Annotated in this window: 19 protein-coding genes; 7 read left to right on the top strand and 12 right to left on the bottom strand. The window is 46.8% G+C overall.

The genetic code is table 11. From position 1 onward, the window contains the following. Positions 1–29 precede the first annotated feature (29 nt). From C4S39_RS03370 to C4S39_RS03355, 4 genes are all read left to right on the top strand, one after another. Positions 30–1,175, top strand: a complete 1,146-nt coding sequence (locus tag C4S39_RS03370) for a ribonucleotide-diphosphate reductase subunit beta (RefSeq protein WP_103965638.1) — start codon at positions 30–32, stop codon at positions 1,173–1,175. Between the two features lie 228 nt (positions 1,176–1,403). Next, the gene (locus tag C4S39_RS03365) at positions 1,404–2,405 is read left to right on the top strand and encodes a PIN domain-containing protein (RefSeq protein WP_103965637.1); all 1,002 of its coding nucleotides are present in this window, start codon (positions 1,404–1,406) and stop codon (positions 2,403–2,405) included. 146 nt (positions 2,406–2,551) lie between these two features. After that, complete coding sequence (fumC, locus tag C4S39_RS03360; protein ID WP_103965636.1) at positions 2,552–3,937, top strand: class II fumarate hydratase; 1,386 nt, start codon at positions 2,552–2,554, stop codon at positions 3,935–3,937. Between the two features lie 34 nt (positions 3,938–3,971). Continuing rightward, the gene (locus C4S39_RS03355; RefSeq protein ID WP_103965635.1) at positions 3,972–5,273 is read left to right on the top strand and encodes an MFS transporter; all 1,302 of its coding nucleotides are present in this window, start codon (positions 3,972–3,974) and stop codon (positions 5,271–5,273) included. A 132-nt stretch (positions 5,274–5,405) separates the two neighbouring features. Here the strand turns inward: C4S39_RS03355 and C4S39_RS03350 are convergent, their stop codons facing one another. From C4S39_RS03350 to C4S39_RS03300, 12 genes are all read right to left on the bottom strand, one after another. Further along, positions 5,406–5,699, bottom strand: coding sequence for a type II toxin-antitoxin system RelE/ParE family toxin (locus C4S39_RS03350; protein ID WP_103965634.1), 294 nt, complete (start codon positions 5,697–5,699; stop codon positions 5,406–5,408). Then, the gene (locus tag C4S39_RS03345; protein ID WP_103965676.1) at positions 5,700–5,942 is read right to left on the bottom strand and encodes a type II toxin-antitoxin system ParD family antitoxin; all 243 of its coding nucleotides are present in this window, start codon (positions 5,940–5,942) and stop codon (positions 5,700–5,702) included. Between the two features lie 346 nt (positions 5,943–6,288). Next, entirely contained in the window at positions 6,289–6,444 is a 156-nt protein-coding gene (locus C4S39_RS15235; protein ID WP_181023739.1) for a hypothetical protein, read from the bottom strand. Between the two features lie 213 nt (positions 6,445–6,657). Beyond that, positions 6,658–7,881, bottom strand: a complete 1,224-nt coding sequence (locus C4S39_RS03340) for an ABC transporter permease (protein ID WP_103965633.1) — start codon at positions 7,879–7,881, stop codon at positions 6,658–6,660. A 45-nt stretch (positions 7,882–7,926) separates the two neighbouring features. Further along, positions 7,927–8,685, bottom strand: coding sequence for an ABC transporter ATP-binding protein (locus C4S39_RS03335; RefSeq protein ID WP_103965632.1), 759 nt, complete (start codon positions 8,683–8,685; stop codon positions 7,927–7,929). Continuing rightward, on the bottom strand, positions 8,685–9,830 hold the full coding sequence (locus C4S39_RS03330) for an efflux RND transporter periplasmic adaptor subunit (protein WP_103965631.1): 1,146 nt from the start codon (positions 9,828–9,830) through the stop codon (positions 8,685–8,687). Before C4S39_RS03330 ends, C4S39_RS03335 begins: the two co-directional genes overlap by 1 nt. A gap of 101 nt (positions 9,831–9,931) precedes the next feature. Then, the gene (locus tag C4S39_RS03325) at positions 9,932–11,446 is read right to left on the bottom strand and encodes a M48 family metalloprotease (protein WP_103965630.1); all 1,515 of its coding nucleotides are present in this window, start codon (positions 11,444–11,446) and stop codon (positions 9,932–9,934) included. Between the two features lie 41 nt (positions 11,447–11,487). Continuing rightward, on the bottom strand, positions 11,488–13,119 hold the full coding sequence (locus C4S39_RS03320; protein WP_103965629.1) for an NAD+ synthase: 1,632 nt from the start codon (positions 13,117–13,119) through the stop codon (positions 11,488–11,490). A gap of 24 nt (positions 13,120–13,143) precedes the next feature. Further along, entirely contained in the window at positions 13,144–14,520 is a 1,377-nt protein-coding gene (locus C4S39_RS03315) for a phosphomannomutase/phosphoglucomutase (protein ID WP_103965628.1), read from the bottom strand. 107 nt (positions 14,521–14,627) lie between these two features. After that, on the bottom strand, positions 14,628–14,831 hold the full coding sequence (locus C4S39_RS03310; RefSeq protein WP_103965627.1) for a zinc-finger domain-containing protein: 204 nt from the start codon (positions 14,829–14,831) through the stop codon (positions 14,628–14,630). A gap of 25 nt (positions 14,832–14,856) precedes the next feature. After that, the gene (locus C4S39_RS03305; protein ID WP_103965626.1) at positions 14,857–15,777 is read right to left on the bottom strand and encodes a branched-chain amino acid transaminase; all 921 of its coding nucleotides are present in this window, start codon (positions 15,775–15,777) and stop codon (positions 14,857–14,859) included. A 291-nt stretch (positions 15,778–16,068) separates the two neighbouring features. Beyond that, positions 16,069–16,401 carry a hypothetical protein gene (locus C4S39_RS03300; RefSeq protein WP_103965625.1) on the bottom strand — a complete coding sequence of 111 codons (333 nt, stop codon included), beginning with the start codon at positions 16,399–16,401 and terminating at the stop codon, positions 16,069–16,071. Between the two features lie 1,238 nt (positions 16,402–17,639). On the opposite strand from C4S39_RS03300, the gene C4S39_RS03295 reads away from it, so the two are divergent. The 3 genes from C4S39_RS03295 to C4S39_RS03285 all read left to right on the top strand — a co-directional run bounded on the left by C4S39_RS03295 (position 17,640) and on the right by C4S39_RS03285 (position 19,754). After that, positions 17,640–18,983: a SulP family inorganic anion transporter gene (locus C4S39_RS03295; protein WP_103965624.1), complete on the top strand. Its 1,344-nt coding sequence runs from the start codon at positions 17,640–17,642 to the stop codon at positions 18,981–18,983. A 96-nt stretch (positions 18,984–19,079) separates the two neighbouring features. Continuing rightward, positions 19,080–19,487, top strand: coding sequence for a universal stress protein (locus tag C4S39_RS03290; protein ID WP_103965623.1), 408 nt, complete (start codon positions 19,080–19,082; stop codon positions 19,485–19,487). A gap of 54 nt (positions 19,488–19,541) precedes the next feature. Continuing rightward, positions 19,542–19,754 (top strand): hypothetical protein, encoded by a 213-nt coding sequence (locus tag C4S39_RS03285; protein ID WP_103965622.1) that lies wholly within the window; start codon positions 19,542–19,544, stop codon positions 19,752–19,754. Positions 19,755–19,982 lie beyond the last annotated feature (228 nt).

Below are 19,982 nucleotides of genomic sequence, written 5' to 3'. Positions count from 1 at the left end.
TCCCAATATCCCAATATAAGGAGTTTACGATGCTGACATTTGAAGACGAATCATCTAAGGAAAAGCCATCAATCCCGGGTTTGGACGCGCCGCTGCAAGGATTGTTTAAGGAATCCCACACTGCCGCGGATGAGCCAGCTGTTGCGGGCAGCGCCAACCGCCGCATTGCGGTGGAAGATAAGCAAATCATCAATTGCAATGCGGACGTGAATCAATTGGTGCCGTTCAAATACAAATGGGCCTGGGATAAATATCTCGGTGCCTGTGCGAATCATTGGATGCCGCAGGAAATCAGCATGAGCCGCGATATTGCGTTGTGGCGAGACCCCAACGGCCTCACCGAAGATGAGCGCCGCCTGGTCAAGCGTAACCTGGGTTTCTTTGTCACGGCGGATTCATTGGCGGCGAACAACATCGTGCTGGGTACGTACCGTCACATCACCAATCCCGAGTGCCGCCAGTATCTGCTGCGACAGGCGTTCGAGGAAGCCATTCATACCCATGCGTATCAATATATCGTTGAGTCGCTGGGTCTGGACGAGGGGGAAATCTTCAACGCCTATCACGAAGTATCCTCGATTCGCGACAAAGACGAATTTCTGATTCCGTTTATCGACACGCTAACGAACCCGCACTTCAAGACCGGCACGTTGGAGACCGATCAGCAGTTACTCAGAAGCCTGATCGTGTTTGCCTGCATCATGGAAGGTCTGTTCTTCTACGTTGGATTCACGCAGATTCTGGCGCTCGGGCGGCAGAACAAAATGACCGGTTCGGCGGAGCAATATCAATATATTCTGCGTGACGAGTCGATGCACTGTAATTTCGGTATCGACGTGATCAATCAGATCAAAATGGAGAATCCGCAGTTGTGGACCAAAGCGTTCCGCGAAGAAATCGCCGCATTGATGCAAAAAGCCGTGGCGCTGGAATACCGCTATGCGGAAGACACCATGCCGCGCGGCGTATTGGGCATGAACGCGCCGATGTTCAAGGAATATCTGCGCTACATCGCCAATCGCCGCTGCCAGCAAATCGGTTTGGATACTCTGTATCCGAATGCCAATAACCCGTTCCCGTGGATGTCGGAAATGATGGATCTGAAGAAAGAAAAGAATTTCTTTGAAACGCGCGTGACCGAGTATCAAACCGGTGGAGCGTTGAGTTGGGATTGATTGTCTGGAGGGCTAAGAGTGATGTGCTGATTACCAATGTGTGCATTGGTAGCCTCCCGGGGTTATTTAAATGGAAGAAAACAAAGTGGTGCGTTTTTACTTTATTTAGAAATTTTTTCTGCAATTAACTGAGTAATAAATAGTTAGGAATGCTTGTGTTACGCGACATTCTATTTCAGTTTGTACGACATTTTTTGTCGTGTATATTAAGCTAGATCTAAGGAAATCATGAGTCAAATGAATGTATTCATTGATACAAATGTTTTCCTTTCTTTCTATCATCTGACAAATGATGACTTGGAAGAACTACGGAAGCTGAAGGCGTTATTGGAAAAAGGGAGTGTTGTTTTGCACCTTCCGAATCAAACGGTAGACGAGTACTGGCGTAATCGTGAAACTAAGATTGCCGCAGCTCTTAAGAGTTTGAAAGATCAAAAGCTTAATCTCCAGTTCCCGGCAATTTGTAAAGACTATGAAGAATACATATCACTCCGCGGTCTTCAGAAAGATTTTGAGAGGCAGCACTCCTCACTCGTTGATCAGGTTTCCAAAGATATTGAAAACAATTCTCTTAAAGCCGACGTAGTTATCGAAGAGCTTTTTGAAAAATCCACGCCAATCAAATTATCAGAGAAATTGGTTTCAAAATCAAAATTTCGGATGAGCGTTGGTAATCCCCCAGGGAAGAATGGATCTCTAGGTGATGCCATTAACTGGGAGGCGTTACTTGAAAGCGTTCCGGATGAGAAAGACCTATACCTGATCGCAGACGACAGAGATTACTTCTCAATTCTCGATGAAAACAAGCCCAAAGAGTTCTTGATAAGAGAGTGGAAGATGAAGAAGAGTGCCGATGTATTTTTCTATCGTAGGCTTGCTCCTTTCTTCAAAGAACATTATCCGAACATTAAGCTGGCTAGCGAATTTGAAAAGGAAATGGCTGTTCAACAGCTAGTCGGTAGTCGTTCATTTGTGACTACGCATAGCGCCGTAGCAAAACTTTCTGGTTTTGAGAACTTCAGTCAGTCGCAAGTCAGCGAAATAATCGATGCAGCACTTACCAATAATCAGGTGAACTGGATTTTGGGCGATAATGATGTGTTCGAGTTCATAACAAAGTTCGCGGTTGATTACAAAAAAGAGATTGATGAAGAAGTTTACCAACGGCTGATAGAAGAAATTAAAAAGCGTAAGCCAGCAGCAGACGAAGATGACGATCTCCCCTTCTAAGATTGTGGTGACCCAACAAGTCCTAACCGAACTCTGCTAGGCGACGTCGATTAATTCCAACGTTATAAATTGCAATGAATAAAATGTTAAACCGGAATCTTAATAAATTAGCACCCCAATTTATCCACATAGTGAGGTAATTACCCATGAAAACCCGTGAAGAGCACGACACCATGGGCGTGGTCGAGGTACCCGCCGCAGCATTATGGGGTGCACAAACGCAGCGCTCGTTGCAGAATTTCAAGATTTCCGGTGAGCACATGCCGCTGGCGCTGATTCATGCGCTGGCCATGGTCAAGCGCGCCGCCGCCAAAGTCAATCACGATATGGGGTTGCTCAGCGCCGCCAGTGCTGCGGCGATCATCGAGGCTGCCGACGAAGTGACCGGCGGTCATTTCGACGATCAGTTTCCGTTGGTGGTGTGGCAAACCGGTTCCGGCACGCAGAGCAACATGAACGTCAACGAAGTGCTCGCGAACCGCGCGTCGGAAATTCTTGGCGGTGGGCGCGGCGCCAGCCGCATTGTGCATCCGAACGACGATGTCAATAAAGGGCAATCGTCCAACGATGTGTTTCCGACCGCGATGCACGTTGCTGCGGTGCAGGAGATGCAGCAGCGGCTGATTCCGGCGATTCAGCAATTGCGTGGCACGTTGGCGACCAAATCGCAGGCATTCGACGGTATCGTCAAAATCGGCCGCACGCATTTGCAAGATGCGACGCCGTTGACGCTGGGGCAGGAATTTTCCGGCTACGTGGCGCAACTGGATCATGGCCTGCGCCATGTCGAAGCGGCGATGCCGCATGTATGCGAGCTGGCTTTGGGTGGCACGGCGGTCGGCACCGGTTTGAATGCGCATCCGGAATTTGCGGTGCGCGTGGCGGCGGAATTGTCGCGTCTGACCGGCTTGCCGTTTGTCACCGCGCCGAACAAATTCGAGGCGCTGGCGAGCAACGATGCGTTGGTGCACGCGCACGGCGCATTGAAAACATTGGCCGCTTCATTGATGAAAATCGCCAATGACATCCGCTGGCTGGCTTCCGGGCCGCGCTGCGGCATCGGCGAATTGCGCATTCCTGAAAATGAGCCGGGTAGTTCGATCATGCCGGGAAAGGTCAATCCGACGCAATCGGAAGCCATGACGATGGTGTGCTGCCAGGTCATGGGCAACGATGTTGCAGTCAACATGGGTGGCGCGCTGGGAAATTTCGAATTGAATGTGATGAAACCGCTGATCATTCATAATTTCCTGCAAAGTGTTCGCTTGCTCGCCGATGCGATGGTGAGCTTCAACGATCATTGCGCGGTGGGTATCGAAGCCAACCGGGAGCGCATCGATACCCTGATGCACAACTCGTTGATGCTGGTGACCGCGCTGAATCTGCATATCGGTTACGACAAGGCCGCCGAGATTGCCAAGAAAGCGCATCGTGAAGGTACAACCCTGAAGGCTGCGGCGATTGCGACCGGTTATGTGACGGCGGAACAGTTCGACGCCTGGGTGGTGCCGGAAACCATGACAGGACAATAAACACGCCGCATTTACCTATTGATCCGTCCCGACTATGGCATTGACTTCCAACCATCCCCATCCGGCCACGCGGCGCGAGCGCTTTGCGTGGTGCATGTACGATTTCGCCAATTCCGGCTATACCACGGTTATTCTGACGGCCATTTTCAATGCCTACTTTGTCGGCGTCATCGCTGCGGAGCACGGTAGTGGAAACGCCACACTGCTGTGGTCGATGACCATGGCGGCTGCCAATGTGCTGGTGTTGCTGAGTGCGCCGGTCGTAGGCGCGATCGCGGATTGTTCCGGCGCAAAGAAACGCTTCCTGACGGTAACCACAGTTGGTTGTGTGTCGTTTACTGCGCTGTTGTATTTTGCCGGTCCGGGTGACATCGTTTTGGCCATGATATTGGTGATGCTGGCGACTTTCATGTTTGCCAGCGGTGAAAATCTGATTGCGGCGTTTTTACCCGAGATCAGTACGCCGGAAACCATGGGGCGGCTTTCCGGCTATGGCTGGGCGCTGGGTTATTTCGGCGGCTTGCTGACGCTGGGGCTGTGTCTGATTTATGTGACGCATGCGGAAAAGCAGGGGCTGGAAGCCGCGCAATATGTCCCGGTTACCAACCTGATCGTTGCCGCATTATTTGGCGTTGCGGCATTGCCAACATTGCTTTGGCTGCGCGAGCGCGTGGAGGTATCCGAGTCTTTTGACAGCAAGCATCTGATCCGTGCAGGATTCGGCCGTTTAGGCGATACGCTGCGCCAGGCCCGCTTGCATATCGATTTGTTCCGTTTTCTGCTGTCATTGACGGTCTACTATTCCGGCATCTACATCGTTATCGTGCTGGCGGCGGTGTACGCGCAGGAAGTGATGGGATTCAAAACGCAAGATACCATTGTGCTGATCATGGTGGTCAATGTCACCGCAGCCATCGGCGCTTTCCTGTTTGGCCATCTGCAAGACCGTATCGGGTCAAGCCGTTGCATTGCCATTACATTGCTGATCTGGATAGCAGCGATTGTCTGCGCCTATTGGGCCACCGATGAATGGTTATTCTGGGTCGCGGCCAATTTGATCGGTACCGCGCTCGGCGGCGCACAATCCGCAGGACGGGCGTTGGTGGGTCAATTCACGCCAGCCGGGCGTCAAGGGGAATTCTTCGGGTTGTGGGGATTGGCGACGAAACTATCCGCGATCATCGGTCCGCTGACGTATGGCGGCATGGTCTATCTATTTGCGGGAGATCACCGCATTGCGTTGCTCAGTACCTTGGCATTTTTTATCATCGGGTTGATGCTGTTGGCTACAGTCAATGAGGAAAGAGGGCGGGAGATGGCGAGAATTGTCTATTGATGTCTTTAGAAAGTAGTCATCGATATATTCTGAAATATTGAAGAGGTGAGTGATGGATCCATCCATGCTGCGGGTATATTCGAGGTTATTGCGTCGTTTCTTGTTAGAGTTTAATCGAATTGAGAAGCAGCATTACACATGCTGTTCAATATCCATACGGTGATGCAGGATGCGGACAATTTCAATGCGATCTTTTTCCGCATGTCGATAAAAGATCACATGTTTGCCGACGCCATACTTGTAGTAGCCTACACGAATACCATCGCATGCGCGACCTGATGTTGGGTTGTCCGCCAGATCATGGAATGTTGAGTCGAGCTGACTCAGATAACGCCTTTGTTGCACCTTTCCCCATTGTTTGCGTGTATAACGGCCAATCGAGAGCATATCGGTTCTTGCCTTTTGGGTGAGGGTGAATGACCTCATCTAATCCTGATTTTCCAATTCATCCAGGACGTTTTGCAAGGAATAGTCGGACGTGCCGCTTTGTTCACCTTCAATCAAAGCATGGCGCAATGCTTCCAGCCTGGTTTCGCGTTCCTCAAGCAAACGCAGCCCCGCACGTATGGCTTCGCTGGTTGAGCCATAACGTCCCGTTTTAATCTGCTGCACCAGAAATTTCTCAAAATGTTCACCCAAAGTCACGCTTGTATTTTTTTGTATAGGCATAACAATTCCCATGAAAAAATGATGAATACCTAATTATAATATTTATTGGTATTTGTGGCAAAAACCTGTTTGATTTGGTTTTATATGAATTCCAAGGAGGATTGCGGATGAAACGTACTGAGCGGCGACGGAGGAGAGCAGGAATTTAAGGAAACGTATACAGCAGGAAAGTCTAATGCAACCGGAAGTGGCTTATGCAGAGCATCGCGTTAGCGCATGAAGTATTTCGATTTGTTGCTGGTATTAAAAGTCTGTAGGAACGATAAATCGATCCTACAGAGGTCTTAAGTCAATTAACTGACATTGAACGATAAACAATACCAGTAATGCTTTTAAGCGTGACTACTTAATCAGCAGGAAGCTCATTGCGGCCTTCAGCCGGTTTGCCTTCATGAGTCGTGCCGTAACCTTCCTCTTTAGCACTTTCCGGAGCCGTAGGTTTGCCACAAGCTACTAATGTCAATGCAAAAATTGTTACTGTAAGAAATTTTAAAAGTTTCATTTAATTAATGTTCTCTTTAATAAATTAATAAGTACTACATTTGTGAATTTGTCACACCAAGACTATAGCACATTGCGGACGTTTACCCTTTGGAAAACGGTTAATAAATCGAATTAAATGCAGGTAACGGCATACTATATCCATATAATAATAAATATAATCATGAACATATAAATTACTGGCGTGCTGATAGAGAATCGTTATGCCAGCAATTTATTCGTATCGAAGCGCGTCGACGGGTTTCAGTGAAGCCGCTTTTCGAGCGGGGTAAAAGCCAAAAAAAATGCCGACTGCGGAAGAAAATAAAAATGCCAGGCCAATCATTCCCACAGTAATAACAATCAACATATCAGCCACCTGACTGACCAGCCAGGCGCCGCCAATACCTATGATCAGGCCAATTAAGCCGCCCATGATGCAAATCATCATCGCTTCCAATAAAAATTGCGTCAGAATGGCACGTTGATTGGCGCCAATCGCCATGCGAATGCCGATTTCACGCGTACGCTCTGTCACCGATACCAGCATGATGTTCATGATCCCGATGCCGCCGACCAATAAAGAAACCGATGCGATCGCGCCGAGTACAATGGACATGATCTTGGCGGCATCGGTCGCAACATCCGCGATGGCGGTCAAGTTGCGGACAGTGAAATCATTATCCTTGCCGTTGGGGATGCGGTGACGCTGACGTAATAATTGCGTAATTTCAATTTCGGCAATATCCATTTCGTTCGCTGATGCGCCTTGTACCAGCATATAGCGGATAGAACCGGGAAACTGGTTGCCGGTGATTTGCCGTTCGCTGGTAGAGATCGGAACGAACACATTATCATCCTGATCCCGCCCCGTGAGACTTTGGCCCTTGGCCATTAACACCCCCACAACCAGAAACGGACGATTGGTGATGCGTATGGTTTTGCCCACGGGCTCTTCATCGCCGAAGAGATTTTTCGCCGTGATCGATCCCAATACAACGACTCGTGCCGCCGAGCGCACTTCGGATTCGGTAAAGGCCGTACCGGATTCCATTGTCCAGTTGCCGACCTCAAAATACTCCGGTGTGGTGCCGGTAATAAGGGTGCTCCAATTCTTGGCGGCATAGTTGAGTTGCACTGTTCCGCTCGTTACCGGCGCAGTTGCCCGGATCGATGCGAGTTCCGCAATGGCGTGCGCATCATTGATGGTTAAAGTCCTGACACTGCCGCTGCCGAAACTAAAGCCGCCAGAGGACATGGCGCCAGGCACTACGAGCAGCAAGTTGCTACCCATCGCCGCGATGGTTTCGTTGATTTTGGTGCGCGCGCCTTGACCAATCGACAGCATGAGTACGACAGCGGCAACACCGATGATCATGCCCAGCATGGTCAATCCTGTACGCAGACGGTTCTGCCGTAAGGCGCGCAGTGCTTCGCCAAAAATCGCGGATAGATTCATAAATTAATCTTGCCGCGGTATGCAATGCCGGATGGCATTAACCAATTATTCAGCTTCATGTAAGGGTGCTGCTGCGGTAGTGTCATTGTCAATCGTAATGCGCCCATCCTTCAAATGGATCAAACGTTTCGCGTAGGCTGCAATATCGTTCTCATGTGTGACCAATATGATGGTAATCCCTTGATCGCGGTTGAGTTGCTCGAATAACTGCATAATGTCATTGCTGGTTTGCGTATCCAGATTGCCTGTCGGTTCGTCAGCCAGGATCAACGAGGGATGATTGATCAAGGCGCGGCTGATGGCGACTCGCTGTTGCTGCCCCCCGGAAAGCTGGTTGGGTTGATGCATGGCAAAATCTTCCAGGCCGGTGCGGCGCAGGAATTCCAATGCTTGCTGGCGGCTCTTGGAGCGGCTGATCCCCGCGTAGAGCAAGGGTGTTGCAACATTATCGAGAGCCGTCATACGCTTGAGCAAATTGAATCCCTGAAATACAAAGCCGATGTTTCGATTGCGAATTTGCGCCAATTCATTACTGGAAAGTGTCGCAACGTTCCTTCCGGATAACCAGTATGAACCGCTGGTCGGCGTATCCAGGCAGCCGAGTATATTCATCAAGGTGGATTTGCCCGACCCCGAATGCCCCATGATGGCGACAAACTCACCCTGACGAATGGTCAGGTCGATCTGATGCAGAACCTGGGTGGTAATGGTATGGCCATGCGCATCCTGCAAACTGTAGCTTTTGCAAAGATGCTCTAATTGAATGAGCGACTGAGTGGAATGCGTGGGCTGAGTCAAAGACATCAAAATACCCGTAATTTGAACTTGCTTTCGGATTCTTTTTTATCGGCAACTTCACTGAGGATCACCTTATCACCCGCTTTGATTTCGTCGCTGATAATTTCGGTGAAATTGCCATCGGTGATTCCTGGGGTAACGGTCTTCGGTAAAGGGTGATTTTCCGTCAGCAGATATACCGTGGGTTGTTGCGAGGATTGAGTTGATTTTCCGCCCTCACCTGACTCCATGTTTTTCGGCTGGAATCTTAAAGCTGCATTGGGGACACGCAGCACGTCGTTTTTTTGCTTGACGACAAAATGGATGTTGGCGGTCATTCCGGGTAACAATGTGCCGTCATCATTATCGACCATCGCCACGACGTTATAAGTCACGACGTTTTCCTGGATGGTCGGATTGAGCCGGACTTGCTTGACCGTACCGGAAAATTTCCGCTGCTGAAAGGCATCTACAGTGAAATTAATCAACTGACCGATGTGCAATTGACCGATATCCGCTTCGGCCACACTGATGTTGATTTGCATTTGCCGCAGGTCTTTGGCGATTTGAAATAAAATCGGGGTCTGAAAATTGGCGGCTACGGTTTGACCGATGTCGACATCCCGTGCGATGACGACACCTGAAATCGGCGAGCGAATCACACTGTAATTAAGATTGGCCTGATCTCGCTCGACCTGAGCTTGGTTAATGGCCAGTTGCGCGCGTGCGGCTTCAGTTTCCTGCTCAATGATTTCCAATGCCTCGGGTGAAATGAATTCCTTTTCCTTTAATAACCGATGGCGCCTTAATTTACTTTCAGCGATTCTCAACGTAACTTGCGCATTGAGAAGATTGGCTTTGGATTGCTGCAATTGCGCGCGCAGTATGGCGGGATCGAGTTCAGCCAGAATCTGCCCGATTTCTACCTGATCATTAAAATCCGCATGCAATTTAGCGACCGTTCCGGAAACCTGCGTGCCTACGTTGACCAGCACGACAGGTGTAAGCGTACCATTGGCGGAGATGGTTTGTATGATATCGCCACGTTCTATGTTCCGGGTTTTGTATTTGTTCGCTAAAGATTCTTTGGAGTCACCGCTATACCAATAGACGGCGGCAATGGTAATCAGTATTAGAACAATGATAATTTTTCTCGTGCCAGCAATAACCATTTGAGAGATCTAGTTTAAATTCAATTGGGCCGCCCGATCATCAGCAATAGGATGCTCGGGAATGCACGGCAAATATAAGGTTGAAAACTCTCCGGGTTCTGTTATTTTTCCGCTTTATCTGCTTCTTCCCGGAGTATTTCTACGTGCTTCAAACGTGCTTCCACACTGGAAAGTTGGTAGAAATTACCATTACTATTTTGTAGCGCGGTTTTCAGTTGATCAACAGCACCCGCGTAGTGTCCTTTTAGCAGATAAGACTCGGCGAGCGCACGATGCTTGAGCATTTTATCACCTAATAGCTCATAACATTGGGCTTGCAGGCTAAACAATTGCGGATCATTTTGTATCAGTTGTAATTTCCGGGTAATAAATTCAAGCGCTGCCTCAATTTTTTCGTTTTCTATTAATGCTTGTACATAGCCATGAATCAGTGCCCGGTATTGCGGATAAATTTTTAATGCTGTTTTGTAGACACTGAAAGCTTCGGCTGTTGCTCCATTGGCCAGTTTAACCCGAGCCGAAAGTGTTTCAATCATCGCACCGGCGATAACATTTCTGGATTCGATGCGTACGGTTTTTCCCAACTGATGATTAGTCAGCGCAGATGCAGTTGGATCGTTATGCAAAACCTGATACAGGAGCGTGAGTTCAGCGTCGGCTTGCTTGTATTTTTTTGCGCGCAGTAGCGCATGAATATAACCATAATGTTCAACCGCCTCATTGCCATAGCGTTTCTCGGCCAAGCGGGCTTTGAATTGCCGTGCGGTATCACGTGCATTTCCTTGCAATGCACGTAATTTGGCGCGTACCAGTAAAAAATCGAGGCTGTCCGGAACTTGCCGGTAAGGCATTTCACGCGTGCGATTCTGAATATCCGCGATGCGTTCATAGGTGATCGGATGTGTGCGCAGGTAGGAAGGCGCGCCATTTTCATGAAAACGTCCAGCGCGTTGCAAGCGTTCAAAGAAAGCTGCCATGCCTTGCGGATCAAATCCTGCGTCTAATAGAATGCTTAAACCGATACGATCAGCTTCTTTTTCATGGTTACGGGTGAAATCCAGTTTTGATTGGATCATGCTGGCTTGTGAGGCAATCAATACGGCCTGGCTTGCCTGTGCATCAGCGCGCGAGGCGACGATGGCGACTGCCAGCGCTGCTATGTATTTGACCAGATCGTATTTCTGCGCAGCGATCATGCGTGCCAGGTGTTTTTGCGTGACATGCGCAATTTCATGCGACATTACGGCGGCTAATTCCGATTCGCTTTGCGCGGCAATAATCAGACCGCTGTTGAACCCCATAAAACCTCCGGGTAATGCAAATGCGTTGATTGCCGGATTATCGAGCGCGAAAAACTCAAATAATTGATTTGCATTGGCTTCATTTGAATTGGCGATTAATTTATGACCCAGATTGCCAAGATAACTGGCGATCTCGGGATCATCCATATAACTTGGATCGGCACGGATCTGACGCATGATTCTCAAGCCCAGCTGCCGTTCCTGGTGGGGTGTAATGGAAGCTTGCGATACGTCTCCTAATTCGGGCAATTCATGTGCTAAGGCATTGATCGAAAAAAAGATCGATAGCACAATTATCAAACACGCTAATTTCATGATAATAGGATATCGATTTGTTTTCCGAGTTCCGTGGATGCTTACTCTGCAGTGAAGGTTGCCCAAGTTTTGGAATACGATACGATGGGATAACGCCATGCTGTTCCAAAATCGCAGTGCGTGATGCGTATGCCCGGAGGAGACTGGCGGCGTTTGTATTCGTTACTATGGATTAATTGGATGACTTTGGTGACATCGGCTTCGTCGTAATGCAATGCAATGATTTCAGCCGGAGTAAGATTTTTCTCTACATAGGCTTCGATGATTCCATCCAAAATTTCATACGCTGGCAAGTTGTCCTGATCGGTCTGATTCAAGCGCAACTCAGCCGATGGCGCGCGGTGGATGATGCGTTCAGGGATAACACGTTGGATTTGATTCCGGTATTCACATAACTGATAAACCAGGGTCTTGCTGATATCCTTTAATACCGCAAAGCCGCCCGCCATGTCACCATACAGGGTGCAATAGCCCACTGCCATTTCCGATTTGTTGCCCGTAGTCAGCACCATTGAGCCGGTATAATTGGATAGCGCCATTAATAAGGTGCCGCGGATGCGCGCCTGAATATTTTCCGGCATGGTATTAAAATCAGCCAGGTCCGGTGAAATATGAAAATCCCCGGCAATTTTCCTTAGATATAAGTCGAATAGGGGCTCTATGTCGCATTCGATATGCTTAACCCCTAATAATTCCACCATTTCATTGGCGTCTTCCAGACTCATGCTGGCGGTATATCGCGTTGGCATCATGACGGTTCTGATCTGGTCTGCGCCTAATGCATCCACCGCAATCGCGAGTGCGAGCGCCGAATCCACCCCGCCGGAGAGTCCCAGTAACACGCCGGGGAAACCGTTTTTCCGGACATAGTCGCGAACGCCTAAACATAATGCCTGATAGATACTGGCGACAGGGGATTGTGCCGGCATTAATTTGCCTTTTACCGGTTGCTTGTTCCGAATTTCGATTAACTCGATGGTTTCAGAAAATTCATCCAGTTGATGCGTAAGTTCGCCTTGTCCATTCATGGCAAACGATGCGCCATCAAAAACCAGTTCATCTTGCCCGCCGATCAGGTTGGTGTGAATAACGGGGATGCCGGTATGCTTGATGAATTGGTGCGTGGTTTGATAGCGGGATACTTGCTTGTTGATATGATAGGCTGAAGCATTGAGCACCAATACGATATCCGGCTGGGGGTGGTCTGTTTCCGCGGGCAAATGACCGAGCCAGAAATCGGCGCAAATATCAATGCCGAATTTGACGCCTTCCAGTTCAAGCAAGTAGGGTTGAGTGCCGGCATCAAAGTAATAGGTTTCGTTAAAGAAAGGCGATTTATTAAGAATTCTTTTGTGATAGGTATGTTGAATCTGACCTTTATGAATGATCGAGGCGGCGTTATAAAGCTTGTTCTCGTCGAAACTGGGGTGACCCACGATCAGCGTGATGTCGTCAATCGCTTGTGCCAGTTCTGTAAGGGCGCGCTGGCACAATTGGCAAAATGTTTCGCGCAGCAGCAAATCCGCGGGAGGATATCCGGATAAAGCCAGTTCGGGCGTGATGATCAACGTTGCGCCCGCTTTCCGGGCTTGTTTCACCGCAGCCAGTATTTTGGCTGCATTTCCTGCAATATCCCCTACCGTGCAATTAATCTGAGCAATGGCAATGTACATGATCTGCCGCGGTATTATTGCAAACTAGAAAGGTAATTGAGCATCCGGCTTTACTTGTAGAATATTGTGGCGAAAATCTTCCTGGATACGTTTGAGCGCGGCTTCATTATCCGCTTCAAAGCGCAACACGATCACGGGTGTGGTATTGGAAGCGCGCGCCAGACCAAATCCATCGCTGTATTCGACGCGTAGTCCATCAATAGTAATGACTTGTTGCGGATTACTAAAAACTGCCCGCTGTTGTAATTGCGCTATCAAAGCATGATTTTCACCCTCGGCTGTGCGTACCTGTATTTCCGGCGTGTTAAGGCTGTCGGGAAGATCGTTCAGTGTAGCGTTAATATCCGCTACGCGGCTCATCAATTCCAGCAACCGTGCACCGGCATATAGCCCATCGTCAAAGCCATACCAGCGCTCCTTGAAGAACAAATGTCCGCTCATTTCTCCAGCCAGCAGAGCTTTTTCTTCAATGAGTTTGGCTTTGATAAATGAGTGTCCGGTTTTCCACATTACAGGAGTGCCACCATGCTTACTAATCCAGGGCGCCAGATTACGGGTGCATTTCACGTCAAAAATGATTTTTTCACCGGGGTTTCTCGATAATACGTCTGCTGCGAACAGCATCAGCTGGCGGTCGGCATTAATGATATTGCCATTCTTGGTTACGATGCCCAGCCGGTCGCCATCACCGTCAAAAGCCAGGCCGATTTCGGCATCGGTGGTTTTTAACGCATGAATAACGTCATTGAGATTTTCGGGTACGGATGGATCAGGATGATGATTGGGGAAAGAACCATCCACATCACAGAACAATTCAGTGACCTGACAACCCAGACCGCGATACAGCGCCGGTGCGAATGCACCCGCTACGCCATTGCCGCAATCAACCACGATTTTGAGCGGACGGCTCAATTGGATATCCTGGGTGATGCGTTCGAGATAAGCGCTGACAATAGTTTGCTCGGAATAATTGCCGGTGCCGTGGGTCAAGTCATTATTTTCGATACGTATTCGTAACGCCTGAATGGTTTCTGCTGCCAGCGTCTGACCGCCCAATACAATCTTGAAGCCATTATATTCAGGCGGATTATGGCTGCCGGTCACCATTACGCCGGAATACTGGCAGAGCTGATGCGCGGCAAAATAGAGCATGGGCGTTGCGACCATGCCGACATCCACCACATCGATTCCACTGTTGCGGATACCACGTGCAAGCGCCTGAGAAAGTTCGGTACCTGATAGCCTGCCATCGCGCCCGATTGCAATCGCGCTCAGATTCCTGGCGCGTGCTTCGGAGCCTATGGCATGGCCGATTCTTTCGACATTTTCTACAGTGATGGTTTTACCGACAATGCCGCGGATATCATAAGCTTTAAAAATTTCATGAGGAATGGTTTGCATTATTTAGTAAATCCGGAAAAATAGTAGTTAATACAACATGGTAAATCGATATTGATCGTATTGCAATGGATCATCAGAACGCAGGTTTCCTCATGAATCAGTGGATCTCAGTGATGACCCGGTGCGGCCCCGCCTTTCAGCGTGTAATGGGTGCCGCAGTACGGACAAAGCGCTTCTCCGGTGGCCTCAATCGGCAGAAAAACGCGTGGATGGGAATTCCATAACAGCATCGACGGCATGGGGCAATGGAGTGGTAAGTCGTCAGCAGTAACTTCGATCTCCCGGGCTTTATTATCGGTTTGTTGATTCATACAGGTTAGCTCCAATGGTGCATTATTAAATCAAGGTAAGCCAGTTGGCGTGATTCTTGGCTTTACCTTTGACACAATCAAAAAATAGTGTTTGTAGCTGCGCGGTAATCGGTCCGCGCTTGCCGGATCCGATAATGCGGTTATCCAATTCGCGAATGGGCGTTACTTCAGCAGCGGTGCCGGTGAAAAATGCCTCATCCGCGCAGTAAACTTCATCGCGTGTAATGCGTTTCTCGATAACGGGAATACCCGCTTCTGCCGCCAGTTCAATAATGGATGCGCGGGTTATGCCTTCCAGGCAGGAAGTCAGGTCAGGCGTATAAATTTTTCCTTGTTTGATAATAAAAATATTTTCTCCCGACCCTTCTGCAACATACCCTTCAACATCCAGCAGCAATGCTTCATCGTATCCATCCAGTCCAACTTCCTGATTGGCGAGAATTGAATTGGCGTAAGTGGTTACTGACTTGGCGCGGCACATATTAATGTTGACATGATGCCGGGTGAACGACGAAGTCTTGACGCGAATGCCATTCTCCAGGCTTTCGGGACCCAAATACGTACCCCACGGCCAGGCGGCGATGGCGACATGCACGGATAATGTTTTGGCGGATAGTCCCATGGCCTCGGCACCGTAGAAAGCGATCGGACGAATATAACCGGAAGTCAATTGGTTTTGTTTCACCACATCGCATTGCGCCTGCATGATGGCATCCTTGCTATAAGGTATTTTCATCATGAAAATATGCGCCGAGTTAAACAAGCGGTCAGTATGTTCCTGCAAGCGGAATATCGCTGATCCTTGTGCGGTTTCATAGGCGCGCAACCCTTCAAAAACGCCCAGGCCATAATGCAGCGTATGGGTTAATACATGCGTATTGGCATCCCGCCAGGGAACCATCTTCCCGTCATACCAGATTACACCATCACGGTCAGCCATTGACATTCAGGAACTCCCCCATAAGATAAATTCTAAAAAGCGTATATTCTAACTTAATTTAGCGTAGCGTAAAAACACTGTAATGTATTGCGATAGTGCGTCTATTCATCGATTAAAGCGCGAGTTCTCGAGGAATTGCTTATTGCGCGCACAGGATATGTTATCGATTTATCGAGCAGCGTGAAGTATGGTGTGAATAAACTGAAATATGCTTATCCACGATGGGGGTACCGCTGGCTGGTGTGAATATGGCGACGGATTTTCTTGAAAAAGTATTTTTTTCGATTGTACTTTCGTTTATTTGCATTTGATAAATAGGTTGCGAGTAACCATCGAACCCGATTGCGTTAAAAATCCGATTGAAGTTGATTGGGCATTTGCTCTAAATTCACGGATTGCCTGAGGAAAAGGAACGATATCACCCTGTTGGTTCAGCACGTGATATCCCCGCATGCCGCAGATATCCCCGGCTTTTTCCAAGCAGTGGCTATAGTTTCTTCTAGAGCCACTGCAATTGATGTTATACCCTTTGGCTCCATCGGTAAGAAACACTTCTCTGGAAGTTGCACAGCCCTGAAGCATACTCACAAAGACTACAAAGACTATCAGCATAAAAAGTGCGCGCAGCATGTTAATTCCTTTTTGCTAAAATTTGACGATACCATCGTCAAATGAAAATTGAATGATTGTTTAACTACGAATCAATATTACAGATTAAGCTGAAAATGATACAGAAGCATCTGTTATCCGCTTAATCGGTAGGATACCGCTATTTTCATTCAGCTCAAAATAATGAGCTCCCGTTATATTTTTGTGTTCATTATAGCTACCGTATTACTTTAGCAATATTGCTTTCGTGGATTCAAGCTCGAGATAGCGCATTAAAGTGGGAGGTAATCAAAATATTTGTTATGAGATTAGGGCGTATGTGATTAATAAACAAGAAGTTTTATGATGTTGTGAATTTTTTGTGAAATAAATGTGAATTTTTTGTTAATATATGGTCTATAATGTTATGTACATGAGCTTCATCGGGTTTCTCAGGTAATTTTTATTAGCTTTTATGTGAGGGTAATTTCATGATTCATAATCAGACTTATATGATCATTTTGATTGTTTCTGCAATTATATTAATTTCAGAATTATCCAGCATTGCTGCGGGTTATCTTTTGTCCGATATTGTTCTCGCCTTATATGTAAGTTATCTGATCAAAACCTTCTTTATACGTACCGTAGTTACAAAAGAGTTTTGAGGGTATTCAAAAATGCCATGCAGTGGAAGTTTATATGCTCACAGTTTATATAGGGAAATATAGAGAGTTCGGATAAAGCTTTTTGTTCATTCGAGAAGAATTTCAAACTGAAAATATTTCCTGGAAAAATAAATTCATTTACACGACGATATGGAGGTATTTATTTAATAATCATTGACTTAATCATAAGTGGTGCTATGGTTTTTATAGAGTGTTTGTCGGAGCTTCTGAGCTATCGTTAGCAACAATCCCTTTCTATTTTAATCTGATAAATCTATCACTTACAAAATTCTTCGTCCGCTTTTTTTACCCAATCTAATAGAAATGCTTAGAAAACCTAAGTAATAGTTTTAGTTCGGATAATTAATTCCCCTGTTTACTTTAATACTTTGCCCAATGTACAGCCAATTGCACGCGGGATTAGTATGCTCTCGTATCGCAAAAGGATAATTTTGTCATTAACACTATCTATGTTTATGAATTAGTTCATGAAAAATGGAATGGCAAATTGATGAACATGGCAACAAAAAATATCCTGGTAACTAAAAAATGGGTCTTAATCCATTAATTATAATTTTTAATAAATTAGTTGTATTTGGAGAGGGGAATTAACTTATGGCAACGCATATAGAGAAAGAGTCTTCAGCAAGCAATCGCCATCTGGAAGATATAAACGCGAGCGGGTATGGGTCTGCTGCTTTTCAGGCCCAGTATTTTTTTCGTGACACTGCGGCTGGCTTAATAACGGGTGCAATGGCTATTCCGTTAACAATCGGAATAGCGATCATGTCTGATTATCCTATTAAAGTGGGCTTGGCGACCGTAGTGTTTGCTTCACTGATAGGATGGTTATTCTCGTGGTTCAAACCAGGCAATTACATAGGGTCGCCAGGCATCGCCGCCGGACTTGCTCCCGTTCTGGCGCTTGGAGTGGCTAGTTTCGGCTGGGAGAATATGGCGTTTTGTGTTTTCATGACTGCGGTAATGCAGGCGGTTATATGGAAGTTTAATTGGCAGAGGTATTTGCTGGTGGCGGTACCGGTGTATCTGGTAGAGGGCTTACTGGCAGGTGTTGGGTTGAAAATTTTTCTGAAATTCTCTGAATTTACCTACGAAATTCCAGTAGAAATGGTTACCGAGGATTTCTGGAATGAAGCACGGATACAAATGGTGGGAATATCCGCTACAGGGGTTGCTCTTTTCTTATTTCTTTTTTCAAAATTTAAAGATAAGCAGCCTGCAATTCCTTACTTCGCGCTCATCATAGGAGGGGTAGCTCTAGCGCAATTTGTAAGCGTTCCTATGATTTCTGTAGAAGATGTGGATCTTTATTTAAAACTACCGTTACCTGCGGCAGATGTCACCGTAATGATGATGGTTTACATGCTTCTGTTTTGCGCCATGCTGGCAATCGTCGATGTGATCGAACAAGTAATGAGTAATGCGGCGATTGAGAAAATTGACCCGTTGAAACGCAAAACCGACAGCAACAATAGCTTGCTGGCGATCTGGGTTGCCAATCTTGGTTCAAGCTTCTTCCATGGTATGACAAATCTGGATGGTCTTGCCAAGAGTACAACTAACAGACTGGCTGGCGCGATGACCAAGTTCTCGGTTTTGATCATCGGTTGTGTTGTTTGTTTTTTCACCTTTAATGTGCAATATCTTGATTTTCTGCCAAAATTTGCACTGGCGGCGATCATGCTTTTCACCGGCTACAAGATGATAGCAGGACTGGTCCACGTTACGCATTATGGTTCATATGCATTGATTCTGGCAGTGATTACTGCAGGTCTGGTGTTTAAGGTAGGTATCTTTGAAGGGTTGTTGGCTGCCATGGCAATCCATGCTGTCATTCACTATATGGTTTATACGAAGCATGACAATATGCCTGGCAAAGAAGTTGTAAAAAGATATTTTCGTAGCTTGAAAACTGATGATAGCTCGAATTTGCAGTAGAAATGTTTTAGTAAGGTTTGTAGTAGCAGCGCGCAACATGTTCCAAATGCGCTGTTACTACAAAAACCAATCAATGAATCTCATAAAAAGTTAATTATGTATAAAAAAGTCTATATTGCAATCGATGAGAGTGAATTCTCGAAACAGGCTCTGGCAACGGCCACAAAAATTGCTGGAACTTTCAAGGCATCATTATGTATAGCGCATTGTATTAATAATGATGATCTTCAGTCCAGCCAGGAAGCAGGGCTTGCAGTATTGGAAAAGGCAAAATCGAATATCAATGACCTGGAAATCGAAACAAAACTTCTCGTCGTTGATGATCAGTACGGCCTGAATGCGATCAGTATGGCAATTGCGGAATCAGCAACTGAATGGAAAGCGGACTTGCTCGTAGTTGGCACCTCAAACCGAAAAGGGCTTGATCGTTTTTTCTCTGGCTCTGTAGCAGAGGAGCTAATTAAGAAAGTGGATTGTTCAATAATGCTGGTAAGGATCAATTAATTACGATTCAGATCACTATCCGCAAATTATTTTATTTTATAACGGGAGGTTAAAATGACAATTCAAAAAATCTTTGTTTTTTCTTTAATGACGATGTTGCTTACATTATTTGTAATGTATGTGAATATTGAGCATCCTGCGATCAACGTTAATATGGGCAGTGCTCTGTTAAGTGACGAAGTTCTGATGGGATCGGCCCTGTTTATTATCTACTTATTATTGAGTAGTTTTTATCCAAAAAAAGCGTCACGTCGTCTCATAAAATAAATATCTAGTCTTTTTTAGACTGACAGCGACATAATCTGTAGTAGTGCAAACCAGATCCGGCAGATGCTCATTTTGATAAAACAACCTGTCAGATCAGGTTTGCATTACTACAGATAACTTATTGGACTACTGGCTGTTAATTGTTATGTCAGCAAGCGGCCTTTTCAGCATCTTATCTAAAAGATCACCAGATTTACGGGCGGTCTAGCAATATCCAGCAGGTACTTT

The organism is Nitrosomonas ureae (assembly GCF_900108305.1).
In the GTDB taxonomy this organism is placed as follows: Bacteria; Pseudomonadota; Gammaproteobacteria; order Burkholderiales; family Nitrosomonadaceae; genus Nitrosomonas; species Nitrosomonas ureae_B.
This window is presented reverse-complemented; position numbering and strand designations above follow the sequence as displayed.